The sequence below is a fragment of the Coleofasciculus sp. LEGE 07092 genome, from assembly GCF_015207375.1.
Classification (GTDB): domain Bacteria; phylum Cyanobacteriota; class Cyanobacteriia; order Cyanobacteriales; family Coleofasciculaceae; genus LEGE-07092.
This window is the reverse complement of sequence record NZ_JADEWY010000033.1, coordinates 26,173-50,452: the sequence shown is the minus strand read 5'-3', so window position 1 is coordinate 50,452 and position 24,280 is coordinate 26,173. Positions and strand designations below refer to the sequence as shown.

General features: G+C 44.6%; 25 protein-coding genes and 1 CRISPR repeat array. Of the genes, 20 read left to right on the top strand and 5 right to left on the bottom strand.

The features are described from left to right. Window positions 1-34 precede the first annotated feature (34 nt). On the bottom strand, window positions 35-253 hold the full coding sequence (locus tag IQ257_RS10615) for a hypothetical protein (protein WP_193879888.1): 219 nt from the start codon (window positions 251-253) through the stop codon (window positions 35-37). Window positions 254-416: 163 nt separating this feature from the next. On the opposite strand from IQ257_RS10615, the gene IQ257_RS10610 reads away from it, so the two are divergent. Further along, window positions 417-1,538 carry a branched-chain amino acid ABC transporter permease gene (locus IQ257_RS10610; RefSeq protein WP_193879885.1) on the top strand — a complete coding sequence of 374 codons (1,122 nt, stop codon included), beginning with the start codon at window positions 417-419 and terminating at the stop codon, window positions 1,536-1,538. A gap of 74 nt (window positions 1,539-1,612) precedes the next feature. After that, on the top strand, window positions 1,613-2,422 hold the full coding sequence (locus tag IQ257_RS10605; protein ID WP_193879883.1) for an ABC transporter ATP-binding protein: 810 nt from the start codon (window positions 1,613-1,615) through the stop codon (window positions 2,420-2,422). Between the two features lie 6 nt (window positions 2,423-2,428). On the opposite strand, the gene IQ257_RS10600 is transcribed toward IQ257_RS10605, so the two are convergent. Continuing rightward, window positions 2,429-3,304, bottom strand: coding sequence for a helix-turn-helix transcriptional regulator (locus IQ257_RS10600; RefSeq protein ID WP_193879890.1), 876 nt, complete (start codon window positions 3,302-3,304; stop codon window positions 2,429-2,431). Between the two features lie 124 nt (window positions 3,305-3,428). On the opposite strand from IQ257_RS10600, the gene cas3 reads away from it, so the two are divergent. From cas3 to IQ257_RS10535, 13 genes are all read left to right on the top strand, one after another. Next, the gene (gene cas3, locus IQ257_RS10595; protein ID WP_193879880.1) at window positions 3,429-5,615 is read left to right on the top strand and encodes a type I-D CRISPR-associated helicase Cas3'; all 2,187 of its coding nucleotides are present in this window, start codon (window positions 3,429-3,431) and stop codon (window positions 5,613-5,615) included. Between the two features lie 424 nt (window positions 5,616-6,039). Beyond that, window positions 6,040-6,231 (top strand): hypothetical protein, encoded by a 192-nt coding sequence (locus IQ257_RS10590; RefSeq protein WP_193879878.1) that lies wholly within the window; start codon window positions 6,040-6,042, stop codon window positions 6,229-6,231. Window positions 6,232-6,310: 79 nt separating this feature from the next. After that, on the top strand, window positions 6,311-6,760 hold the full coding sequence (gene mntA / locus IQ257_RS10585; protein ID WP_193879876.1) for a type VII toxin-antitoxin system MntA family adenylyltransferase antitoxin: 450 nt from the start codon (window positions 6,311-6,313) through the stop codon (window positions 6,758-6,760). Further along, the gene (gene hepT, locus IQ257_RS10580; RefSeq protein ID WP_193879873.1) at window positions 6,757-7,188 is read left to right on the top strand and encodes a type VII toxin-antitoxin system HepT family RNase toxin; all 432 of its coding nucleotides are present in this window, start codon (window positions 6,757-6,759) and stop codon (window positions 7,186-7,188) included. The genes mntA and hepT overlap by 4 nt, the downstream gene beginning before the upstream one ends. Window positions 7,189-7,190: 2 nt before the next feature. Beyond that, the gene (cas10d, locus tag IQ257_RS10575; protein ID WP_193879871.1) at window positions 7,191-10,706 is read left to right on the top strand and encodes a type I-D CRISPR-associated protein Cas10d/Csc3; all 3,516 of its coding nucleotides are present in this window, start codon (window positions 7,191-7,193) and stop codon (window positions 10,704-10,706) included. Then, window positions 10,703-11,053 carry a hypothetical protein gene (locus tag IQ257_RS10570; RefSeq protein WP_193879869.1) on the top strand — a complete coding sequence of 117 codons (351 nt, stop codon included), beginning with the start codon at window positions 10,703-10,705 and terminating at the stop codon, window positions 11,051-11,053. The genes cas10d and IQ257_RS10570 overlap by 4 nt, the downstream gene beginning before the upstream one ends. A 36-nt stretch (window positions 11,054-11,089) precedes the next feature. After that, complete coding sequence (gene cas7d / locus IQ257_RS10565) at window positions 11,090-12,130, top strand: type I-D CRISPR-associated protein Cas7/Csc2 (protein ID WP_193879867.1); 1,041 nt, start codon at window positions 11,090-11,092, stop codon at window positions 12,128-12,130. 5 nt (window positions 12,131-12,135) lie between these two features. After that, complete coding sequence (cas5d, locus tag IQ257_RS10560) at window positions 12,136-12,834, top strand: type I-D CRISPR-associated protein Cas5/Csc1 (RefSeq protein WP_193933029.1); 699 nt, start codon at window positions 12,136-12,138, stop codon at window positions 12,832-12,834. 8 nt (window positions 12,835-12,842) lie between these two features. Then, a complete protein-coding gene (gene cas6, locus IQ257_RS10555) occupies window positions 12,843-13,688 on the top strand; it encodes a CRISPR-associated endoribonuclease Cas6 (RefSeq protein WP_193933027.1) in 846 nt (281 codons plus the stop codon). A 198-nt stretch (window positions 13,689-13,886) separates the two neighbouring features. Continuing rightward, complete coding sequence (gene cas4 / locus IQ257_RS10550) at window positions 13,887-14,480, top strand: CRISPR-associated protein Cas4 (protein ID WP_193874105.1); 594 nt, start codon at window positions 13,887-13,889, stop codon at window positions 14,478-14,480. Between the two features lie 137 nt (window positions 14,481-14,617). After that, window positions 14,618-15,622, top strand: coding sequence for a type I-D CRISPR-associated endonuclease Cas1d (gene cas1d / locus IQ257_RS10545; RefSeq protein ID WP_193874104.1), 1,005 nt, complete (start codon window positions 14,618-14,620; stop codon window positions 15,620-15,622). Between the two features lie 2 nt (window positions 15,623-15,624). Further along, window positions 15,625-15,897, top strand: a complete 273-nt coding sequence (gene cas2, locus IQ257_RS10540; RefSeq protein ID WP_193874103.1) for a CRISPR-associated endonuclease Cas2 — start codon at window positions 15,625-15,627, stop codon at window positions 15,895-15,897. Window positions 15,898-16,147: 250 nt separating this feature from the next. Beyond that, window positions 16,148-16,637: a CRISPR direct-repeat array (repeat unit 37 nt; unit sequence GTCGAAATCCTCTATAATCCCTATCAGGGATTGAAAC). Between the two features lie 390 nt (window positions 16,638-17,027). Beyond that, window positions 17,028-17,246: a hypothetical protein gene (locus IQ257_RS10535; RefSeq protein ID WP_193874102.1), complete on the top strand. Its 219-nt coding sequence runs from the start codon at window positions 17,028-17,030 to the stop codon at window positions 17,244-17,246. Between the two features lie 136 nt (window positions 17,247-17,382). Here IQ257_RS10535 and IQ257_RS10530 read toward each other — a convergent pair whose 3' ends face one another. After that, window positions 17,383-17,535 (bottom strand): hypothetical protein, encoded by a 153-nt coding sequence (locus tag IQ257_RS10530; RefSeq protein ID WP_193874101.1) that lies wholly within the window; start codon window positions 17,533-17,535, stop codon window positions 17,383-17,385. Window positions 17,536-17,910: 375 nt separating this feature from the next. On the opposite strand from IQ257_RS10530, the gene IQ257_RS10525 reads away from it, so the two are divergent. Together IQ257_RS10525 and IQ257_RS10520 are read left to right on the top strand one after the other, a co-directional pair. Further along, window positions 17,911-18,138: a hypothetical protein gene (locus tag IQ257_RS10525; RefSeq protein ID WP_193874100.1), complete on the top strand. Its 228-nt coding sequence runs from the start codon at window positions 17,911-17,913 to the stop codon at window positions 18,136-18,138. A 291-nt stretch (window positions 18,139-18,429) separates the two neighbouring features. Continuing rightward, window positions 18,430-19,704, top strand: coding sequence for a M16 family metallopeptidase (locus IQ257_RS10520; protein WP_193874099.1), 1,275 nt, complete (start codon window positions 18,430-18,432; stop codon window positions 19,702-19,704). A 91-nt stretch (window positions 19,705-19,795) separates the two neighbouring features. Here IQ257_RS10520 and IQ257_RS10515 read toward each other — a convergent pair whose 3' ends face one another. Next, the gene (locus tag IQ257_RS10515) at window positions 19,796-20,038 is read right to left on the bottom strand and encodes a hypothetical protein (RefSeq protein ID WP_193874098.1); all 243 of its coding nucleotides are present in this window, start codon (window positions 20,036-20,038) and stop codon (window positions 19,796-19,798) included. 47 nt (window positions 20,039-20,085) lie between these two features. Beyond that, a complete protein-coding gene (locus IQ257_RS10510) occupies window positions 20,086-21,411 on the bottom strand; it encodes a hypothetical protein (RefSeq protein ID WP_193874097.1) in 1,326 nt (441 codons plus the stop codon). A 216-nt stretch (window positions 21,412-21,627) separates the two neighbouring features. Between IQ257_RS10510 and IQ257_RS10505 the strand changes: the two genes are divergently transcribed. From IQ257_RS10505 to IQ257_RS10495, 3 genes are all read left to right on the top strand, one after another. Continuing rightward, a complete protein-coding gene (locus IQ257_RS10505; RefSeq protein WP_193874096.1) occupies window positions 21,628-22,983 on the top strand; it encodes an N-acetylmuramoyl-L-alanine amidase in 1,356 nt (451 codons plus the stop codon). Window positions 22,984-23,062: 79 nt separating this feature from the next. Beyond that, window positions 23,063-23,752 carry a hypothetical protein gene (locus IQ257_RS10500; protein WP_193874095.1) on the top strand — a complete coding sequence of 230 codons (690 nt, stop codon included), beginning with the start codon at window positions 23,063-23,065 and terminating at the stop codon, window positions 23,750-23,752. A gap of 205 nt (window positions 23,753-23,957) precedes the next feature. Beyond that, window positions 23,958-24,275, top strand: a complete 318-nt coding sequence (locus tag IQ257_RS10495) for a hypothetical protein (RefSeq protein ID WP_193874094.1) — start codon at window positions 23,958-23,960, stop codon at window positions 24,273-24,275. The last annotated feature ends 5 nt before the right edge of the window (window positions 24,276-24,280 follow it).

Here is a 24,280-nt window from a genome sequence, read left to right as displayed (position 1 = left end):
CCTCTGCTCCTCTGCCCCCCTGCCCCCCCAGAAGTTAGGGGAGGTTCAGAAGCCGTATGGCTTCCTCGCGGGTTAGGGCATCTCCAGGTCCGATCCTGCGCATCGACTCTTGCATGGCTGCAAGCATATAGAGGTCATAGTAAAGGGGTTCGAGAATTTTCCAAGCGTCTGTAAGGCTTTCATCAGGGAGTTGATCGATTAAGCTAGGAAGCTGTTGGGTTAAACGCTGCAATCGACCTCTAAGCAAATTCATAGGGACTCACTCTTGAACGAGTAACGTTACGAACCAAGTTTTTTAGAAAATAGGGTGAATACTAGAGAGTTAGAGTCTCGGAAAGAACTATGACTGATACCTTCTTTTTGTACAGTCAAGGTACAATCCGATTGCCACTGATCGTCATCATCTAGCATAGGGAATGGTTAATTATTTAGTTTTTCTAGCGATTTCGGCAGCAACATATGCATTATTTAGTCTGGGATTAAATTTACAGTGGGGGTTTACGGGTTTGATCAACTTTGGGCATATTGCTTTTATGACCGTTGGAGCCTATACCACCGTGTTATTGAGCGCCCAAGGCGTACCTTTAGCGATCGCAGTCCTGATTGGAGCCTGTTTAGCCGCAATGCTGGGACTGTTAATCGGCATCTCTACCTTGCGCCTACGAGAGGATTACCTAGCAATCGTCACAATCGGTGTTTCCGAAGTGGTGCGGCTGGTAGCACTCAATGAGGAGTGGCTCACTCGTGGCTCGTTTGGGGTGCAAATTGAGCAAAGTGATCTGCCCTTAGCAAATTTTAACCCCAGTCTGCTGAGTAAGTTGGTGATGATCGGAGTGTTAACGCTAATTGCAGGGTTAGTGTTGTGGCAGTTATGGCAATCGATTCGCAAACGGTGGCGGCAAAATCGAGGGGGGGATAAAGATACTAAGGGGCGTAAACCGATTGGTGTTGCGATATCTGGGTTAATCGCGGGAGCGTTGATTTTAACCTTTTACGGAGTTGGGGCTGTGGCTCTGTACGACTATGACTACAGAGCCGGGTTGATGCTGTTATCCTTGATGGTGCTGAGTGTCGTTTATTGGCTGTTGGAACGGTTAGTGCGATCGCCTTGGGGTCGGATTCTCAAAGCTATTCGTGAAGATGAACAAGTGCCTAAAGCCTTGGGAAAGAATGTTTTTTGGTACAAGATGCAGGCGTTTATGCTAGGGGGAGCGATCGCAGGAATTGCGGGTGCTTTCTATGCGTGGCAGCTTACAACGGTTTACCCCAGTAATTTCGAGCCAATTGTCACCTTCAATGCCTGGACTATTGTCGTACTGGGTGGTGCAGGTAACAATGTAGGTACAATTTTGGGTGCTGTGATTTTTTGGGCTTACGATTCCATCACTCGCTTCGTTCTGCCTCAACTCGGCTTTATCGACGGTTCCCGTTTGGGTGCGTTTCGGATTATGATAATCGGTCTGATCTTAATGGTGCTGATGATTTGGCGACCTCAAGGGATTTTGGGTAAAAAGGAAGAACTCACTCTTGGTCGATAATTTCAGTTGGGAGTTGGGAGTTGGGAGTTGGGAGTTGGGAAAACAGAAGCTTTGCCAGAGTCTATTCATCACTAATGGAAAAACCGCAAACAATAAACACGAAGGAACAAATAACGAATAACCCACCCGTTCCCTTACTCGCAGCGAGTGCATTGTGTAAGGGCTTTGGTGGTATTAGAGCCGTTGATAATGCCGAAATTTTAGTAAAACCGAGTAGTATCACGGGGTTAATTGGTCCGAATGGAGCCGGAAAAACTACCTTATTCAACTTATTATCAAACTTCATTCAGCCAGATTCAGGTCGGGTTATTTTTGATGGCAAACCCATTCAGGATTTGCCGCCTCATGAAATTGCCCAGCAGGGGATGGTGCGTACCTTTCAAGTCGCACGGGTACTCTCCCGGCTGTCGGTGATGGAAAATATGCTCCTAGCTGCCCAACACCAAACGGGGGAAAACTTTTGGCAGGTTTGGTTTCAACCTCGGCGGGTGGTACGGGAAGAACGCCTGCTGCACCGTAGGGCGATGGAAATTTTAGAATCGGTGGGCTTGGCTGCCAAAGCACAAGACTATGCGGGTTCGCTATCGGGAGGACAGCGCAAGCTGTTAGAAATTGCTAGGGCGCTGATGAGTCAACCGAAGCTGATTTTATTGGATGAACCAGCAGCCGGGGTGAATCCGGCGTTGATTGATAAAATTTGCGAGCATATTCTCGAATGGCGGCGAGAGGGGATGACTTTTCTGATTATCGAACACAATATGGATGTGATCATGTCATTGTGCGATCGCGTTTGGGTGTTGGCAGAAGGACGCAATCTTGCTGATGGAACGCCGGCGGAAATTCAGAGCAATCCGGAGGTGCTGGAGGCGTATTTGGGTCAGTAGTTGAGGTTAGGACGATTCTGTGAAATCCAGTTTGTAGTTTTGGCACATCGTGATTAGTTTTTCGATCACGCGCGCTCGCACAGTTTCTGGTGACACTATTTCGCAATCGGAACCGTATGGTAAAACCTCTCGTATAAACCAGAAGGTACTTGAGATTCGCCGAACTACTTGTCGAACTGGTGGTTTTTCTGATAACCAGTCATTACTGATATCTGTAGGTTTAGCTTTGTAAGCAAAGGCTAAGCCACCAAAAAGATGCATTTCAACTTCTATCTGACTTAGATCAGAACACCACTGTCCCTCCACAGGCACAATTGCAGTCCCTATCGGAATGCGATCTAGGCGCAGACACCAGTTGTGATGCAGTTCTGGTAAGTCTTGATTTCCTTCTGTTTCGTCGCACCAACAGTCCAGATATTCCCGTTTTTCGTGCAAGGTAATCTGTGCGTGGCGAATGGTGAAACTCCAAGGGCGGTCGGCGGCATCGCGGTAGGCAATTTGAAAAGGTTGCTGGCGGCGGATGTAGCGTTCGATTTCTAATCGCCAAGGTGGGGGAGGGGTCTTGAGGGAGTCTTCTATTTGTTCTCGTAGAGGCATAGATAGTTCACTACGTTCGAGTAGCAGACTCGCAATTTCTGTAGCTTCTTCAATCTGCCCAGCATCCGTCAAGGTATGGACAGCCTGCACAAGTGATTGAATACGAGTTTCTGACCAGTCGTTGTTTGGCGCAACTAAGAATTGCTGGCGAGCGATCGCTTCTACTAATCCTGAGATATTCGGGCGATCGCCCCGCATCATGCCCAATTCACGAGCGATCGCTTCAAGCTGGGCTTTATCTTCGTCGGAGATGGACAAAGTAATTGACTGACCTTTTCGGCTCACTAGCGCTCCTGTTTTAAGTTGATACGGACAAATTTCTATTTTGTCCTTGCTAATTTCTATTTTGTCTGGCATAGTGGAAAAGTCCACAAATACGGACAAATAAATTTTAGATACGGACAAAAATATGACATCCGTATATTCCATAACTCTCAAGCCTGTTTACTCTTGCCCTGCATCCGAGATACCAAAGGATGTGAAATTACCCGAGGGTTGGTCACTTTCTTGGCATCAAGCGGCAACGTTGGAGGCAATACGCGACCCAAATATTGACGTTATTTTTAACACTGCAATGACGGGTGATGGCAAAAGTTTGGCGGCTTATTTAGAGACATTACTGACCTATTTTTGTGCGATCGGACTGTATCCAACGAATGAGCTTGCCCGTGACCAAGAAATGCAAATTCAGGAGTATGTTGAAAAATTTAAGCCTGATATTAAGCCGCGTGTGGTGCGACTCAGTGGGCAAGAGTTAGAGATTTATGCTGAAAATCAGGGATTAAAGAAAGCCGCAGCGATTGAGTCTCGTGCTGGTAATTCAGAAATTCTCCTAAGCAATCCTGATATTTTTCACTATTTACATCAAGGTAAATATTTAACTCGTGATGATAGTCCTGACAAGCTGTGGAACCGGATTGACAAAGATTTTAATCTATTCATTTTTGATGAATTCCATGTTTTCCAGGCTCCGCAAATCGCCAGCGTGATTAACACAATGCTGTTAATCAAAAACACTAATCGTCACAAGCAATTTCTCTTTTTGTCAGCCACTCCGAATAAACAACTATTAGAGCGATTGAAAATAGCTGGATTTCGGTGTAAGGAGATTAACCCAATTGATGAGAATAAGTATCAGTTTCCAGATACACACTCTCAGTGTCAGCAACTGCAAGCACAAGGATGGCGGCAGGTATCACGCGAAATTTCTCTTCAGTTTATCTCTCTTGAATCCAGTAATAAGGCTTCTGAAACTTGGTTGAAAGACAATAGCGACTTAATCCTTGCTCACTTTCAGCAGTATCCAGGGAGTAAAGGGGCAATCATTCTCAACTCAATTGCAGCAGTGAAGCGTCTGACATCGTTTTTTCGGGAACTGTTGCAGCCTCATGGGTTGGTGGTTGGGGAGAATACGGGGTTATCTGGGAAGGAGGAAAAAGAGCGATCGCTTTTAGCCGATTTGGTTCTCGGTACTAGCACAATTGATGTTGGGGTTGACTTCAAGATTAACTTTCTAATCTTTGAATCAGCAGATGCAGGTAGCTTTGTTCAGCGTTTGGGGCGCTTGGGACGACATGATGGCTATGAACGCAAGGGAGAAAAGATTAAGTTTGAAACGTTTACTGCTTATGCATTGATACCTAATTTTTTAGTAGAACGGCTGTTTCAAGGTGACTCTCCACCTTTAGAAGAAACTGGTATCTATGATCGTTGTTTCTTCCACAACCAAATTCGGGAAAATTACCGCAGAATCAATGATTTTGAAGGTTATTACTCTCGCTGGGGTACTGTACAATCGCTGAGGATTTGCCGACAACTAGGACATAAGACTATCAAGCAGCAGTATGAAGGTAGTCAGAAGGCATTTCAGGCAGCTTGCGAAGAAGTCTTTAATACTAGCCTGAAAAAGGTTTTTGGTCGTACTAAGGCATGGGAAAAAGAGTGGCAGGAACTTTCAGGTAGGGATAAGGGAAATCCGATTGCTGAAGATGCTGCTAGTTTTCGAGGGTTTAGTTCTCTCCAGTGTGGCATCTATGATTTAACTGAATCGAGTGAGGTAGATAGATTTAAAACTTATGATTTACCAGGGATTTTGAGTAATCTAGAAATTGAGGTGATGACGAAAGAGGAGTTTATGCGATCGCTTCTCGAAACCTCTCAACGCCTCGGACAACCTATTGCCAAAGGACGATTTGCACACTGTCTCGCATTCCTGAAGTTACGCGCTTATCGGGAGGAACGGCTGAACTGGCGATTTACCTATTCCGGCAAGTTGGATGCGATCGCAGATGCTTGGAAGGTTCAGGTTTTGACGGGTATCGAGGTTTGGCAACCTGAGAACTATTGGATTGGTGAAATCAATAAGCGGTTGAGGAAGGAAGCGTTAGTTTGTTATGTGCTACGGCGTCCGGTTGCGGAAGTGCGATCGCGTTTGCGGCTTCCCATGCACTTTGCGATTTACCCAATTAGCGATCGGTACAGTTTTCACGATGCAGTTGCACCTTATTCTATTGCGTTCAGTCAGTCGGCTTTGTTGCTGGATACGCTTGCTTACTCGTTTAAAAGTCAAGGAGGTGAAATATGGATTGCTGGATAGTTTCAATCCCTGATAGGGATTTGGGTCACTGTCATTCAGTGGGAGGGCGTAAGCCTACAAGTTCAGTGGGCGAAATTTCAATCCCTGATAGGGATTACAGGTCGATCAATAGTTTGAAAACGACATTTTTACCCTCCAACTTTAATTATACAGAGCAAGTGCCTCAAATATTCCCCTTGTCTTCACACACTGAACTATTAAAAACTGTGCTAACTTCTAGATGGTGGCGTCAGCCTTCAAGTACAGAGACCGAGCTTCGTTGTTCCGATGCCTACACTTGTCCAATGTTCCTAGGATTGAGGGCAGGATTTATTTCCTACCTCCACCCTACTGTTGCGACTAACACAAGCATCCGTCTAACGTTAACACGCCTCTTTGAGGATAAAAGTCACCATTCACAAAATCTGAATGGAGGTTCAGCTATATGGGAAACCATAAGCAGCTAGAACTCTTCGATCTGCGTACTTACACATCTAAGCAGTCTGCTGCAATTGATCGTGAGGAAAAGCAGTTCGAGGAAGTTCGGCAATGCGTCCAGTACAAACAACTGGAACTCGATCTGTTTCCACAGCAATCTTACAAAACTCTTAAAGAGCAGGTGAGGTTGGCAGCATAACTATTAATGGGGGCTTAGAATCAATCAGTTCACAAGCCCCCTTCTTCTCAAAATTCAAATAATAAGAGCATAAACAGCTATGAAAACACCAACCCTGGAAGAACTCAAGGTAGTTTCTCTACAACTTCCAGAGAAAATACCTTATCTCAAAATGCTAGTTCTATTTGGTTCTCGTGCCCGAGGCGATACCCATGCAAATAGTGATTGGGATTTTGCCGCTCTCTACGATGAAGAACTCAGAGAAGAATTTTGTAAAGATAGAGGTTTTGCGTGGTTTGAAGTTCCTGGAGTTATTGGTCAAGTTTTTAGCCTCAACAGCGACGAAATTGATGTTGTAGAGTTACATCGAGCTTCGCCTCTTATTGCACATTTTGTTGCGCGTGATGGCAAGCTCCTCTACGAAAAAGAACCAGGGGAGTTTGATGAATTTAAACAGAAAGCTCTCATGAGTGATGTAAAAATGCAAGAGCTAAGTCATAACCTTTGCCAAGGTATTGATGAATTCCTCAAAGAGAGGGGTTTGGTATGAGTATTGAGCGGATTGTAGTTTTGGCAAGGCTTAAGTTTATTGCAGACAATTTTCGGGAACTTAGGCGGTTTGAATCAATGAGTTTGGAAGATTATTTGAATAGTTTTGACCACCGAATAATTTCTGAAAGAATTATAGAAGTGATAGTCCAAGCCGCCGTTGATATAAATGAGCATATTCTCACTCGAATCCAAGAGATTGAATCAGTAACTAATCGAAGCTCTTTTCTGCAAGCTGAACAATATGGAATTATTACCCATGAAGTGGCAGAAGAGCTATCAAAGTCAGCAGGATTGCGTAACATATTGGCTCATCGGTATCTTGAGATAGATTATGTCAAGTTATTTGATGCTATTAAATCTGCTTTAATTTACTATCCAATCTATATCCGGCAAATTTCTGAATATATTAATCGATTAGGAGAGTAAGAATGGCTAAGAAACGTAAAGGTTCTGAACAAGAAGAGAAACAGTTATCGCTATTTGATCATCAAGATGAATCAGACCTAACCCCCCTTCCCTACAAGGGAATGGGGGAGCCGGACTCCCCTCTCCTTGCAGGAGAGGGGTTGGGGAAGAGGTTAACCGAACAGAATGAGGATTGGTTGCAAGATGATGATGCAGACTCGGAATTTGAACCTAGCGATCGCACTATTGAACCCCAGTCTCGTGAGTTACTAACTCTCAAGTTACTACGAGAGGCAATGCAATCTCAAAATCCTGGCGACAAGGTAATGAGTGACTTCGCCGAATATGTATTACCGAATCTGCTGCGGGTTGCAATTGGTGTTACTGCAAAAGGCGGTAAGTTTTTTGATGAACTCGATCGCAAAAATGAAGCAGAAGGAAAAGATAGGGTTCGGCGGGATAATGCAGGCGATCAATCGCTCAATACCCATTTACTGAATGGGCTATTTCCAGCTAATTTAATTGAGCAACGGTTGGAAAAACTGAATACCACTGTGCAACGGGTGGTGAGAGAACGAGAACGGAGAATTGTAATAGCTGGGTTTATTCTTCATGACTTTGAAAAGTTTAACTACAGTAGCTTTGGCGCATTACCACAAAAATACAAAGACCTACGAAAAGACGAAGATAGCAAAATTCGGAGCTTATCTTTGCTAGAACACAGAGAAATTATTGATATTATGGCTGTTGAGCTAGGAATTGATCGCTTTCTCAACCCTGATAATCCAGAAGGTTATCGAGAGTATCTGGATGATTTACTCTGTGTCGCTTATAACGCTCAACGACGTTGGGATACTAACTGGAATTTCTCGGAGTTTGGACTAAACCCAGTATTGCGCGATCGCACTCTCCGCACCCTCTCAGACTTAACCTGTTTAGCCGACTCCCTAGCTTCCATAATCAAACATCCCCAAGATGCTGAAAATACCAGGCTCAACGAGTTAATTCATAGCCTAAGTAATGGACAACTGAAATTTACTTACCACAGCATTGCTGAAAACCGAGGCGTACTAACTAATGTAGTGAATAACGCCTTGATGGAAGCTCACGTCAGCCTTAATAATGAGGATTGCACTTACTATGAACCACTCCTCTACCTGCCAACTGGCGTAATTTATTTAGCACGACGAGACGCGCCTTCTGTTCAAGTAGAAGATTTACCAGAACGGGTGGTTAACAAGATTAAATACTTCTGTGCCAGTCAGTTACGCTTGCGACAAACAGGCTTTGGCAGAGATGGCAAGGGGATGAAATATGCAGACTATTACAACTTGTTTTTTGATGATACAGGTTTAATGCAAGTCGCCCTTAGTGCCACACTAAAGATTCTCAATCCCAGCAAAAACTCTGTTGCCAAAAGCCGTAGTGAAAATCTGATTAAGTTTCAGCAGCAGGATGTTTTGTCGGCTGATTATAACTTGAAGTTTACTGACGATATTCGGATTGATCAGATTGCTGAATTTGGAGACTTAATCAGTCGTAAAATTTGGGGCGAACGAGTTAATCAAATCGAAGCAGAACGGAAGAAAGATAAGAAACTTACTAAAATACCCCATCTAGATATTGTTGAAGAAATTGCCAAGTTTTGGAATCTCTCGCAGTACCTACCTCCGATTCGAGAAATCCAGAGAATTAATGAAAGTCTGAAGGAACACAAACTCAAAGGAAATACTGGCGGTGTCCCCTATGAATGGTACTACTTAGCCGCTAAATATCTAGAGTGTCATCCTGGAATTGAGACTAGAGACATTCAGCAAATTTGTGAAGATGCGATCGCGCATATTTCTCAACTCATTAAACCCATTGTGTCACAGTACCAGTTACCGGATGGTTGGGAGGATTTGCGGCTTTGGGTGACGCGAGTTGTCATGCTACCAGGAAAAGTGATTTCTACAACAGCGTCGGCTGAAGTATTTCTCCAGGAGTTGTCAGGCTATCAGTTAGCGAAAAAACAGGGGAGAGGACGACAACTGATTTGCTCTATTTCTCATTCTCCTTACACTGTAACGGAGCAGATGGAGTCAGCGGTTTTATTCACCCCTCAGGTTTATACCAATAAGCAAATGTTAGGAGGTTCTAACGCTAAACGAAATATTTCTAGCATTGCTGGAATTGAAATGATGCTCAGGCAAATCTTGATGAATCAAACTCAAGCTGTGGGTAAGAAGTTTGAGGATGGGAAGTATCGTTATCTCTATTTCTATCCAACTTATTACTTCACGCCAGAGACAAATAAGTTTCTGCAGAAGGCATATAGTGGTATTGCTCAAACTCGTTTTGATACCAGCATCCGTAACCACTTTATTAGTAAGGATTTGCAAGCGAACTTAGAACGCGATCGCTACCAAAGCGTAGATGCTTTCCTTATTGATGAAAACATCGAGCCAGGAAAAGACAGAACTTTTAAACTATCTTACCCAGAAGACCAGCCCTTAACATTCTACTTCATGGCATTACCTCCTGGACGGGATGGCACTGATACGGAATCTTGGGTAATGCCTAGCTGGTTAGCCTTTGCTTTCCCAATGATTTTGGATGTCAAAACTGTAGTCTCAGAGTCCCCTATCCCGCCATTTAATGATGGTGCGGAGTTTGAGGAAAGCGTATTTCTCGATAGTGCGCCACAAGCGTTTAGGGTACTGACAAAACGCGATCGCTTCCGTCTTGACTACATCCTTGAAGGTTGGACAGAAGACGGTAAGGAATATCCAGCGCCTCTTAATGTATTAACTGCTGCTTATGCCATTCATTTAGATGTAAATGCACGACAGGGAAAATCTGGTTATGACTCTAATTGGGGAAGATTTACTGAACTGGCAAAAGATTTTGAAACCAGTCCACTCTATGTGTTTAGCTACCTCAATAAGTGGGTTCGGAACCAAAAAATTGACGCGCCAAGCATTAGCAAAATTAAGCTTTATGCTTACCATTTTTACCCATGCTTTGACCCTTATGCAAAATTTAACTCTGAATTGGAGGAACTGATTGTGGGAGAAGAATCACAGTTGAATCATCCCAAGAACTTGACTGAACTTTATCGTAAATTTTACCGAGCCAATAAGCGATACAATCCCAAAGCGAATGCAGTATTAAAACCCATTGACATTGCCTCAAAAACTATTCTTGAAGCTGATTTAAGTTTTCAAGGTGAAGTAATGGTTTATATGGTAGCTGCTGAAGTGTTCAAGCTCATGGATCGGGTTCATGCGTCCACAGCCGAAGGGCGTTGGATGTTCAAAAATCGAGAAGAGGAACGACAGGCAATTTTAGAGTTTGCTCAGTACTTTGTTGTAGAGGTATTTGAGAAATCTTTTGCAGGCGATCGCGCCCGTTTAGCAGGGCGTCAAATCAACCTGATTCGAGATACTTGTGAGTTCTTGTATCGCTTAGAAGATGACAAAGAAAATCGTGCAAGGAAAGAACAAGAGCAAGAAAATTCTGAAGACGATAGCTTAACAAGTGAGGAGGATAAGTCGTGATTTATCTACGCTTCCCAGTTTTGCAATTAAGGAAACAAACGGAACAACTGCAAGGTTACTTATATTACCTTTTGAGAAGTGAAACAGAGTTACTAGTCATTGAAGCAAAGCGCGAAGATTTAGACTACGGTTTTACACAACTTGTTGCAGAAATGCTCGCCCTCGATCAGTGGGATAGAACTCCTGAACAATCTACTCTAATCGGTGCTGTCACAACTGGCAAGATATGGCAATTTGGGCGTCTCAATCGCGCCACAAAACACATTGAACAAGGCTTGGATAGCTATCGAGTTCCAGACGATTTAGAGCCACTCATGCGAATTATTGTTCAAGTTCTTGTTGCCTAGTTTTTTTTCAAATATTTATCTTTAGGAGAATCAATCATGTCTTTACTCAAAACCCTTGACTCTAAATTATTCCACGCCGAAATTCCCTACAAACCAATGGGAAAATATGTTCATTTTTTAACGGTTCGTATCACCGAATCTTACCCCTTATTTCAAACAGATGGAGAGTTAAATAAAGCACGGGTGAGAGCCGGAATAAAAGCCGAAAATCAAGCCCCTATCAGCCGTATAACGATGTTTAAGCGCAAGCAATCTACTCCAGAACGTCTAGTAGGACGGGAGTTACTGCGAAACTATGGATTGATGACGGCTGAAGATTGTGAATATAACGTCAAGTTTGCGATGAATAATCCTGATTGTATTATCTATGGATTTGCGATCGGTGACTCTGGTTCAGAGAAGTCAAAAGTAGTAGTTGATACAGCATTTTCTATCACTGCTTTTGATGAATCTCACGAAACGTTTACCCTAAATGCTCCTTTTGAAAATGGCACAATGGCTTCTAAAGGTGAGGCAGGTTCTAAACCCGGTGAAGTGACTAGCCGAATTAATCAGCAAGATCATATTAAGCCTCAGGTTTTCTTCCCTAGCATTGTAACGCTAAAAGACCCGACAGAAGCTGGTTTTTTATATGTTCTCAATAACATTTTACGGACACGTCATTATGGTGCTCAAACAACTCGTACAGGTCGAGTTCGTAATCAATTAATTGGTGTGGTATTTGCCGATGGTGAGATTACGAGTAACCTACTGTGGACACAAGCTATCTACGACAAACTACAAGCTTACAACAAGATAAATTCCCGCGATCCACTCAATGAAGATGATGTAATTGCTGCTGCTACAAGTGCGATTGAAACATTAATGTCTGAGGAGTTTATTGTGCATACCGATTTTATTGGTACTCAGTTCACTGCTCTGTTAAATGAAGTAAAGACTTTAACAGGAAGTGAAGAAGGTATTAAGCAGGTTTTGCAAAAAGCTGATGAAGAAGCCAAAGCTTACAATCAAAAGCATATCAAGCAAAAACCTGAAGGGGAAAAAGCTAAAGCAGGAAAGTCTGGTAAGGCAGGATAAAAAAAATGACAATTATTTACCGTTGTCAGCTAGAACTTCATGACAGCCTTTACTTTGCGACTCGTGAGATAGGGCGATTGTACGAAACCGAACCCATGCTGCACAATTATGCTCTTTGTTATGCATTGGGATTAGTCGATAGTGAAGCTTACTCTACCCGTGTTTCTGAAGAACACTCCTATCGCTACTTCTGCCCTGAACAAATTCCCAAGTATGAGGAACATTTAACACCCCTTAACCAGCAAGGAATTTATGTTACTCCAGCACGGGCAGTGAATCATACCTCGGTTCTCAATACCTGGAAATATGCGGATAACCGCTACCATGTTGAGATGCAGAAAACCCAGAAGAACATTCCTAGTTTTGGCAGAGCAAAGGAAATTGCACCTGAAAGTAGATTTGAGTTCTTTGCAATCGCTCAAAAGCCTCTGAAGTTACCAAAATGGATTCGCTTGGGTAAATGGATGAGTAAGGCTGAGGTGACGGTTGGAGAAATTACCAAATTCAAGCAATCAGAAGGTGAATTTACCTTCCCTTATCCCCTCAATCCTCTAGATGTGATGTTCTCCCATCAAGTCATCAGTTACGACGTGATTAATATGCCCCCGGTTAGCTTGATTCAAAACATCAAAATTCGAGGGCAATATTACGAATTTGACAATCTGAAAATTCCCGCTCAAATGCAATACCGATTTAGCAGTTAATTCAAAAAATGCCCCACAGCCTAATCCTCAACCTCCTCCCCCAATCCCCCATCCCCCTGCAATTCTTGACGGGGCGGCATTTCCACGCCCTATTCCTTAACCTCGTTAGTTCCGTCGATCGCGAATTAGGAGACTATCTCCATGAAGCCAAAGCAGACAAACCCTTTACCCTCAGCCCTTTGCAAATTGTCCGTAGGGGCGCACCGCCGTGCGCCCCTACAAATCACAATCACATTCTGCAAGCAGAGCACACCAAGCCCATCGCTGCGGGAACTCCTTGCTGGTGGCGTATTTCCCTCCTGGATGACACCCTATTTAGCCAACTCACCCAACTATGGCTCAACCTCAACCCCAATCGCCCTTGGCATCTAGGACCTGCTGATTTGCTTATTACCAGCATTTTAGGGACTCCTCAATCCCCTCAACCTTGGGCAAATGCCATCAGTTATGCTCAACTTTATGAGCAATCGTCAGATAGCGATCGCCAACTCGATTTTTGCTTCTGCACCCCTACTGCTTTTCGTCAAAAGCAACATGACTGTGCTTTACCGACACGAGATTTAGTCTTTAACAGTTTAATTAAGCGCTGGAATCAGTACAGTGGCATTGAACTACCCAAAACTATTCTAGATTCAATCTTTCCCAGTTTTTTCAACATCCATACAGAACTCGTTACTGATTCTCGCAGCAAATTTATCGGCTGTGTTGGCGCGATGAGCTTTCGCCTGTTGGGAAATGTTGAACCTCTCGTTATTAAGCAAATTAATGCCTTAGCCAACTTTGCCCTTTATAGTGGCGTCGGACGCAAGACGACAATGGGGATGGGAATGGTAAGGCGGTTGAATCATCAATAACTGACATTCTGCACCTGCCCCCTTACCCGCCAGGGATTCAAGTCTCTGTCTCATAGCTAAAGTCATCTGAAGAGGACTAAACGCATACTCTATATAGATTTCAGTCCATTTTAATGGACTTGAGCTATCAGCAAGGGAATTAATTCCCTTGCGGGTGAGTGCGTTATGGACAAGATATCAAGCTAACTCCTTAAACCTATGCAAGAAACCAACTACATTCCTATCGCTGCACTGAACCAATATTCCTACTGTTCCCATCGATGGTGGCGGATGTTTTGTGCGGGAGAGTTTACGGACAATCAATACACCATTGAAGGGACAAGTTTACATGATCGCGTCCACACCTTAGGTGAGAATCACCGGGAAGAAACCTGGCAAATTCGAGCCATTTGGCTGAAATCTGAACGGTATAAACTGATTGGAAAATCAGACTTAATTGAATCAGAATCGGGTCAATTGTATCCCGTGGAATATAAGCGGGGGCGTAAAGGGGAATGGGATAATGATGAGTTGCAAGTTTGTGCTCAGGCGTTGTGTCTTGAGGAGATGAGCGAGAAGCCTGTAAACAGGGGTTATATCTATTACGCCCATTCCCATCAACGGCAACCTGTGGAAATTTCGGAAACATTACGAAAGGAGGCGATCGCAACTCTAGAAGCGATTACTACGTTACTGCAAACTGGACAAATTCCCAAGGCTATTTACACGAAGCGTTGTAAAGGATGTAGTCTTTATTCGCAATGTTTGCCCCGATTGGTGGATAAGGTAGGACGCTATCAGGAAGCGGATTAGATTTTGTATTGATTCACATTCATCTTTATTCCCCTCATTACCAAGGCAGGAGTGATAGAAGAAAGTTTCTCTTATTCCCCCCTTACCAAGGGGGGTTAGGGGGGTAATTAAAGTTTTTCACAAAATCAGGAGGAATTATGGGTACAGTTTATGTCACTCAAGAGGATGCATTTATCGGGAAAACCGATGAACGAATTAATGTCAAAGCCGACAAAAAGACCATTTTAGATGTGCCCTTGATTAAGGTGGATGGCATTGTGGTTTTGGGACGGGCTACGGTTTCTCCGGCTGTGGTGTTGGAGTTGATGGAACGTCATGTTCCCTTAAGTTTTATGCAGGGAACGGGGAAATATTTGGGACGATTGGAACCGGAGATGACGAAGAATATTTTTGTGAGAAAGGCGCAATGGCAAGCGGCTGGAGAAACGGAGCAAGCCGTTCATGTGGTGCGGGGGTTTGTGCGGGGGAAGTTGAAGAATTATCGCTCAATTTTGAATCGCAATCAGCGCAAGTATCCGGAGTTGGATTGGCAAACACCGATTAATCGTTTGCAAAATGCTCTTGCACCCATTGATACTACAGATTCGATTAATTCTCTACGGGGTTTAGAAGGGGCGGGAAGTGCCGCGTATTTTGGGGCGTTTAATCAGTTGATTCGGGTTGAGGGGTTTAGTTTTGCCGCCAGACGCCGCCGCCCGCCTACTGATCCGGTGAATGCGTTGCTGAGTTTTGGCTATTCCTTATTGCGTCACGATGTGCAAAGTGCGGTGAATATTGTCGGATTTGACCCTTATTTAGGATATCTCCACTTTCAACATTACGGGCGTCCGGGTTTGGCGTTGGATTTGATGGAGGAGTTTCGCCCGTTAGTGGTAGATTCGATGGTACTTAGTGCGATTAATCAGCGTATTATCCAGCCTACTGATTTTACGAGTGAGCCGTTGAGTAATGCGGTGTTGCTCTCGGTGGAGGGGCGGCGTGAGTTTTTGAAGCAGTATGAGTTGAAGAAGCAGTCGGAGTTTAAGCATCCCGTGTTGGGGCGCAAGTGTAAGTATCAGGAGGCGTTTGAGATTCAGGCGCGTCTGTTGGCGAAGTATTTGATGGGCGAAATTGATAAGTATCCACCCTTATTTCTGCGATAACCATGTATGTAGTTGTTTCTTATGATATTCCAGAAGACAAGCGCCGGACGAAAATCCACAAAATCCTTAAGTCCTATGGGCAGTGGATGCAGTACAGTGTGTTTGAGTGTGATGTAACTGATACGCAGTATGCTAAGTTGCGATCGCGTCTGGGTAAAATTATCAAGCCTGACCAGGATAGCATCCGCTTTTACTCTCTTTGTCGTTGTTGCCAGGGTAAGGTGGAGCGAATCGGCGGTGAGCAATTGCGAGATAATTCGATTTTTTTCGCTTGATGGTGACAACCTGTAGGTGTTTTCTGAGGTTGTTTGGATTTTGGGGCTGCATTCCTTATTGGACAAGGGTTTGCAGCCTTTGCCTTGTAAAGGAGGGTGTCACCGCTTCTGAAAGCCTTGCTATAAATGGATTTCAGCGAATTTTAAAATTTCGTCTTGTCAACCTTTGGCTCTGGAATGCTATTATAAGAGGAGACTGTCACCAACGCACCTTGAAAACTAAATACGGTAAGGGTTCTGGGTGCCTGCTGTCGAAATCCTCTATAATCCCTATCAGGGATTGAAACTTCAAGCTCAAGCCGACTCGACAGCCTCAAGTGGGTCGAAATCCTCTATAATCCCTATCAGGGATTGAAACGCAAAACCTATTTTTCCCCAGAATGGATATGAGTCGAAATCCTCTATAATCCCTATCAGGGATTGAAACTCTTCCGCTATCTTTATCAATTTTTCCATTGCTTGTGTGTCGAAATCCTCTATAATCCCTATCAGGGATTGAAACACTATTCTTGCGTAGTAGATGCACCAGCGCTGTGCTTTATTCCAGGTCGAAATCCTCTATAATCCCTATCAGGGATTGAAACCACCTGATGCCCTACAGGACTCCCATAACCGCGATGGTGAGTGGTCGAAATCCTCTATAATCCCTATCAGGGATTGAAACTTGAGCCTTCTTGGGCAGCTCGGCTCTCTCCTGCAAAAAGTCGAAATCCTCTATAATCCCTATCAGGGATTGAAACAAGCTCAAAGAACCAGATTGATCAGCGTTGAACCTCATCGACAACATCGCGATCGCATAGTCAGGACTTACGCAAATTTCCCTGTAAACCACTAATAGTAGGGAAACGATATATCATGTCCCTACTAGATGTAGCGTCTGTGCGTAAGTCCTGATAGTGATAGAAACTGATATCTTTAGCCTAAAACCTGAAAATCTTTATCTGTAATGGTTTCAAAGTTTGATCTAGCAATAGTGACACAAATCACTATAAAAGTTGATCGCCATCACTGCCAAAAGAGACTAAAATCACCTTAAAAATAGGAAATTCTCACCAATACGTCCACCTTGAATCACGTTCTTCCTCGACAAAATCCTTCACACTAGATAGAGTCGAGTTCTGCTTTATTCTATGAAAGCCCCAATTCGACTCTTGCCGGGTGCGATCGCTGATCTATTTGCTCAAGTCAGTCACTCTGGTAGAGTGACTCTGGCTGATCAATATGGATTGATGGCAGCCTTGTTAGAGGATTCACTAACCGAAGAAGAGAGAGCCTCCATTGACCGATTGCTGTATGCTTGTCGTCGGCGAAAGATGAGGATAGTGGATGAACTTTCAGTACTTTCGTAACTCTTTCGGAACACTATAGCATCAATATGACGACCCGAGCAATGTTCAGTCGGATGCAATGCACACAGTGCATTTAGAGGGGGAAAGGCAGGTAGACTTCTTCCTTTTCCCTTCTGTTTGATATTAATTAAGACTCTCAGGTTCTAAGAATTCCAATTACAACCGATTTCAGTTCGGCTATATCTTGGCGCAATGATGCCAAGTTTTCTACTCGCTGTTCTTGAGATAAGTTGCGATCGCTCACATTCACCTCTGTCCGTAAACCTGCGTCGGTTTGACGTAACTGCACTCATTGCAGCGTCGCAGCAGGTTTTAGGCAGTTCCCAAATAGGATGGGGAAACGAAAAAATGACCACTCCTGAATTAGTGTTGCTCGGCTGCACTAATAACTAATAACTAAGGATAGAATACTCACCGAATAATTGAATGGAAAGGGTTTCAGGTTTTTATAATATAAATTGTGACCTATATCACCAAAATCTTTCTAAATTTTCACCTATTATAATTAGTTTAACTCACCCTAAAATCAGATTTACAACACCAAAAAATGGTGATATTCATAAGGCTAAAAAATGACAATCGTCACCAACTATTTTACATTCAAATCACATCTTTAATTCAGTCAAAATCCCATAGTTAATAGTGTCGAGTTTATTACAGTCTAATGAACATTCCACTTCGACTAATACCCGGTGCGATCGCCGAGCTATTCGCTCAAGTGAGCTGCTCTGGAAAAATCACCCTGGCTGATAGATACGGACTCCTAGCGGCATTGCTAGAAGAAGATTCACTCACAGAAGAAGAGAGAGATTCAATTGATAGGATGCTGTATGCTTTGTATCGAGGACGTATGCAGGTAGTAGAGGAACTATCGGCGCTTCCTAGATGCTAGTGTACCGATTAAGTTGCTATTTTTTGATTGTTCTGGTAGAGTTTTATCATGGAAAAGTATGTGCGCCTGTAGATAAACCTTCGCCTCGGCACTCTCACTCATCTCCCTACACCCCTCACCAATAGTAGCAAGATAGATTGAGCATGGGCGCTCGCACTCCAATTAACGATACGCTCAATAAAGCATCCCCCAGTTAAGTTGCAGTAGACCTGAGCAATTCATTCGGGAATTGAATGGAGTTAATCTCGCATTAAGATAGAGGGGAAAGAAACGGTAAAAATCGAATAACTAATGACTTCAACTCTGCTCAAAACTCCCCCACTTAACGCTCCAACCATCCAGAAGTTACCTAATGGACTCACCATTGTGGCAGAGCAGATGCCTGTCGATGCCGTTAACCTGAATGTCTGGATTAACGTGGGTTCGGCTGTGGAACCTGATGACATCAACGGTATGGCTCACTTTCTGGAGCATATGGTTTTTAAAGGAACGCCCCGCATTAAAAGTGGTGAGTTTGAGCAGCTCATTGAAGAACGGGGTGCGGTGACGAATGCTGCTACCAGCCACGATTATACCCATTACTACATCACTACGGCTCCCAAAGATTTTTCGCAACTGGCACCCTTGCAACTTGAGGTAATACTCAATTCCCTGATTCCAGATGATGCCTTTGAGCGAGAGCGTTTTGTCATTTTGGAAGAAATTCGCCGTTCTTTGGATAATCCCCGTCGCCGCACCTTTCGGCGAGCAATCGAAATGGCGTTTGATTATCTACCCTATCGGCGACAAGTCTTAGGTCTTGCATTGGTAATCGAACAACTTCAACCCCAGCAAATGCGGGACTTTCATGACAAATGGTATCAACCCAACTCAATGACAGCGGTAGCGGTGGGAAATTTGCCCGTTGAGAATTTGATTGAAATCGTCGCTGAGGGATTTGAAGAAACGAGAGTCAGGAGTCAGGAAGTAGAACCGCCTATCTATGAACCTGAACCCCTGTTTACAGAAATTGTTCGTCAGGAGTATGTAGACGAAACCTTGCAGCAGGCACGGCTGGTGATGGTGTGGCGAGTACCAGGGATGAAGCAGTTACAGCATACCTATGCGCTGGACGTTCTAGCAGCTATTTTAGGGCATGGTCGCCTATCACGACTCGTGAGAGATTTGCGAGAAGAGCGGCAACTGGTTACTCACATTGGAGCTAGTAACATGACGCAGCAGATTCAGGGACTGTTTTACCTTTCTGCTCAGTTACCGACAGAAAATTTAGCAACCGTGGAAGCTGCCCTCGTCGAACATATTGGCAAGTTGCAAACCGAGTTAGTTGCAGAAGCTGATATTGCTCGCATTCGCACCCAAGTCGCCAATCGATTTATTTTCGGCAATGAAAAACCGAGCGATCGCACGGGTTTGTATGGTTATTATTATTCCCAACTCGGAGACTTAGCTCCAGCCCTGAATTATCCAGCTTGCATTCAGGCTGTGGAGGCGGTGGATATTCAGCAAGCTGCCCAGCACTATCTGGCTACGAATGCTTACGGTATCGTTAGCATTAAACCAGCTTAGAAATCCAAGGGGGGTGTAGCGTTGAGAGAAAAATCAAATAAGTTGCTGAAGTCAGAGGTTCAGCAACTCATAAATTTTAACGGCAAGACTATTATTTTTGATTTTGCCAGAGTTGCCACGTAGCACCAAAGGCAGCACCTGCACCGGCTAGTAGCCCAATTCCCATCCCTTCAACTTTCTTCAATAAAGGATCTTCAGTTAAGCAATGGCTTGTAGGTGTTGGGGAATCCAAACAGCGCTCAAGTTCAGCTTGGCTAGCGGTAGCGCCCACGGCAAGACCTACAACGCTACAACTTACTACAAAAATTAATAGGCGATTAATTTTTCTACCCATAGATAGATACGTTTGGTGGTTAGCCCAATGCTATCCTATTGGGTTAGTTATTGAAAACCTTTGGTTCCTTTCTTTTTCCCCTTGCCCTTCGATTTGGTTTTATGAACTTCAGCGACAGCCACCTCAAAGAGATTGTGCAGGTGTATGGGAACGCTGGCTACTTCTGGCAACTCTGGCTCTAGGGGTTTGTTAAACTCTTGGAGTGTGGCATCTAAATCTCGCTGCACGCTAAAATCTGGGCGCTCCAGCACCGTTTGTAGTACCGTCTCCAGTTGAGTGGGATACTCCTGAGCCAACTGCTGCCAGATGAAGGCGTTAATTTGGGAGTCTTCTAAATACTTGCGTACTAGGGCTTCGGCATTGGGCTGGCTCTGCCAGTCTTCGGCTTCCAGCATAGCTCGAAATTTAGAGTAGGTGGGAATAAACATTTGACCCCACCGGGGATGAGTCAATACTGTCACCTGTTCAGCTTTTGTGATCTCGTCGGGTAAATCAACCTTGGGCATCATCATGGGTGATTTTCCCGAAGTGTTCAAAATCTTATCAATGTCTTTGGCGTCGCCACCCGCTTCTAAGACAGCCGCTTTCACCTCTTCTTCATCTGTGCCAGATTCTCGGATAACGTCCTGAAGTGACTTAGACTCATCAATGCCTGCGGCGGCAAGGCGCTCCTTAGTCATTTTCTCGCGTAGTTCGGCGAGTTTTTTGTTGAGCTGGTATCCTGGCAGGGTGACGCGATCGCTGCCAAAAAAGTCAACAAACTCCTCATGATAGCGGGCAACAGAGTCCCAGGCTTCCTGGAGCAATTCTGGAGCATCGCTGTAAAGGGCGTGTTTGTAGTTTTTCTTAAATTCCCCAATCGCAACTGCCAGCTTCGGCTTGCCCAATTTTCCCTTAGAAATGGCAGGAGCTGAGAACATCCAGTAGGTATCGGTGACGGGGGCAATGCGAGTGAGTAAAATTTCCCCCGGTTTAAACCCTTTCTTGTCTGCAACGGTTGTGGGATGACTGGGTTTAATCGTGTAATGCTTGGCAGTTAGCCAGTTCATCAGTTCCAAACCATCAGGCAGGATTTGAGTCACTTCAAACAAACCGATGAAGTTTTGCTGCCAACTGCTTACCAATGCGCGATCGCTCTTTGTCAAATCTGGATGGCTCTCTAGAAACAGCTCTAAAGGCGTTTGCGCTCCAACTCGACCTTCGGTGATAAACGTATCGATTGTTAAGTTACGGTGGTTGATATCGTAAGGCTCTCGATGCAACTGTTGAGCAGCATACTCTTCTAGGGCTACTGCTAACTCCCCCTCTGCCTCTAGCACAAATTCTGTTAAAGCTTGCTTAAGTGTTCTAGCTTGCTCCAGTTTGGCATCCACAAATATTGTCCAATGGTTTAGCAGCTTTTACGATACAGCAATTCAGATGCGATCGCCTCCCCTGTGGGGTAGATTTTAATGAGCATCAAGTTCTATTCGCGCAACGGGACAAATAAAGATGACAATAACAGGGGACTAGCCGGAGCATCCTGAAATCCTTATTCTAGATGAGTAACAGCGAGTACTGATCGCTAGCGCTGAGGAAAAGAGCAACAGATGGGACGAATCTTTATTTCTGCGGGTCATGGTGGTATAGAACAAGGCGGTCGCGACTTAGGGGCGATTGCAGGGAGTACAACTGAAGCTCAAGAAATGATCTTGCTGCGCGACCAAGTCGTGCCAGAATTGCGATCGCGGGGCTTTGAAGTGCTTTCAGTTCCCGATGACTTGAGTTCGAGCGGCTCCATCCAGTGGATTAATGCCCGCAGTCGTCCCAATGATGTGGCACTAGAAATCCATACCGGTGCGTCCTCCAATCCCAGCGTCCGGGGAGCGAGTGTCTACTATATTGCCAACAACACCGAACGCAAAAACCATGCTGAATTGATGCTATTAGCATTGGTGCGACGGCTGCCCCAACTCCCCAATCGAGGCGCTAAACCTGATACGGCTACGGGTGTGGGCAATCTTGCTTTTTGCCGCGATACAACCCTTCCCTCTTTATTAATGGAAGTGGGTTATCTGACGAATCCAGAGGATCGATTTATCATTCAGAACCGACGGCGCGAGATGGCATTGGGCATTGCCGATGGGTTGGCGGCTTGGAGTCGCGCAGTCTCTGGCACCGAACCGGGAAATGGTACAGATACCACTTATCCCCGTATCGATATCAAAATTAACGGTCAGACCTATGACGAGCAGGGCATCATTATTAACAGTAATGCTTACATTCCCATCGACTTGGCGGATCGACTAGGAGTTGATCTAACCGCTGTTCCGAGTATTCGTCGAGTGCAGCATCGGGGAGTTGTTTATGTCAAAGCGATTGAACTGCGAGACTATAACATCTCTGTCGGTTGGGATAGTGCTACTCGTACCGTGCTTTTGCGCTCTAACTTGCAGATTTGTCCAGGTCAGATTGACCGGATTATGGGACATGGTAATACATCAGAAGTGCAGCTTATGATGTTCCTGAAAGCCAATAATGAGAACGCTCTAATCCAGTTTCCCGACTTACCCAGACTTTATCGAGAAGAGGCATCCATTGAGGGAGTCGATTATGATATTGCCTTTTGTCAGGGAATGGTTGAAACAGATTACCTGCGCTTTGGCGGCGAGCTTAAACCGAGTCAAAATAACTTTGGCGGTTTGGGAACCGTAGGCGGTGATTCGGAGGGAGCAACGTTTCCCAGTGCCCGACTTGGCGTTCGCGCTCAAATCCAGCAACTGAAAGCCTACGCTAGCGTGGAGCCTTTAGTGCTAGAAGTGGTGAGTCCCCGATTTCGCTTCGTGACTCGCGGCATTGCTCCTTTGATACATCAGTTGAGTGGACGCTGGTCAGCAGATTTGAATTATGGCGATCGCATTATGGCAATTTTGAGGCGTCTTTACGAGTCGGCAGGATTGCTATAACAGATACCCTACTCTGCTTGTGGAACAACTGCAACCTGTATTGACTCTATAGGGCATAGGTTTTTTAAAGGAGCGACAGATGTCTGCACAATCTCAGCATGAACGGAGAACCCGCCATTACATCCCCTGGCTTTTAAGTCGAGTGTTGTTCTGTCTGAGTTTAGGACTAACCGTCGCCTGTCAAGCAGAGCCTCCATCTGGGGTTAATTCGTTGGAGAAACCTGCTGTCGCTTCTTCTCGTTCCATTGCCACAATTCAGGTAGCTCAAATTCAGCCATCCTCCAGGGATAGCCAAAATACTTATCAGAGCCAGCCTTTGGGTGTCAGTTTCGAGTATCCGAAGGGCTTTATTGTTGATGATACCAACGAGGAGCCAGAGACTGGGATGGCAGGAGGGCGAGGAACCTTAGAAGTGTGGACGCAGGCAGACTATCAGGCAATTCAGACAACTGAATTTGAAGGTACAGAATTGCCTGCAAATGTGAGCATTTCAGTTTATCGCAACCCCAATCGCCTCTCGCTGCAAGAATGGGTAGAAAGTCGCTCGGATTATTTCGTTTCCCCACAGAACTACACTCGCCAGAAAGTTGCCGATCAAGATGCGATCGCTTTTCAGTCTACAGGGTTGTACGAGTTTGAGAATGTTTTACTTCCCAGTCTTGATGGTAAAGATATAATCGTTATTAATTTAGCGCGGGGAAGTGGCAATGAGTCGGCATACCAACAGGTGTTCGAGCAAATTCTGGCGACATTGCAACCGCTGCCTTGAAATTATCGATGGGGTCTATAACTTTGCCTAATGCCGTGAAGCGTTGCTCTTGAGCAAGCGTAACATTTTCCTTCGCTCAAGACCACTCCCAATGCAATGGAGCAGGTTCACTCACTTGGGTGAAGCCAATCTACCCGATTGAGGGATTTCACAAAAATTCTCCTATCACAAAATAGAAGTAGCATCCTCACTCAGAGATACTACAATGAAACCTACTCGTGTAACTAGTGCAACGGTGTTGTTGTTATCAGTGGGGCTATTGGGTCAACAGGAATCGGTGCTGGCAAATCAAGAATCGCTGACGCCAGAATCGGCAGCACAGATATCCCGCGATTTAATTCCCTCAAGCAGTCAAGAATTTTTCCAGCGAGGGCGAGAGCAGTTTGAAAGAGAAATTCAACGTCTCTATCGAGGGCAAGATGCCTTGACCGAAAATCTTCTCACGATTAATGTAAACCCTGAGGTTGACATTCAGCAAGAGCAGATAAAACCAGGCGACTTTCCCACCCCATCGAATGATTAACCGTC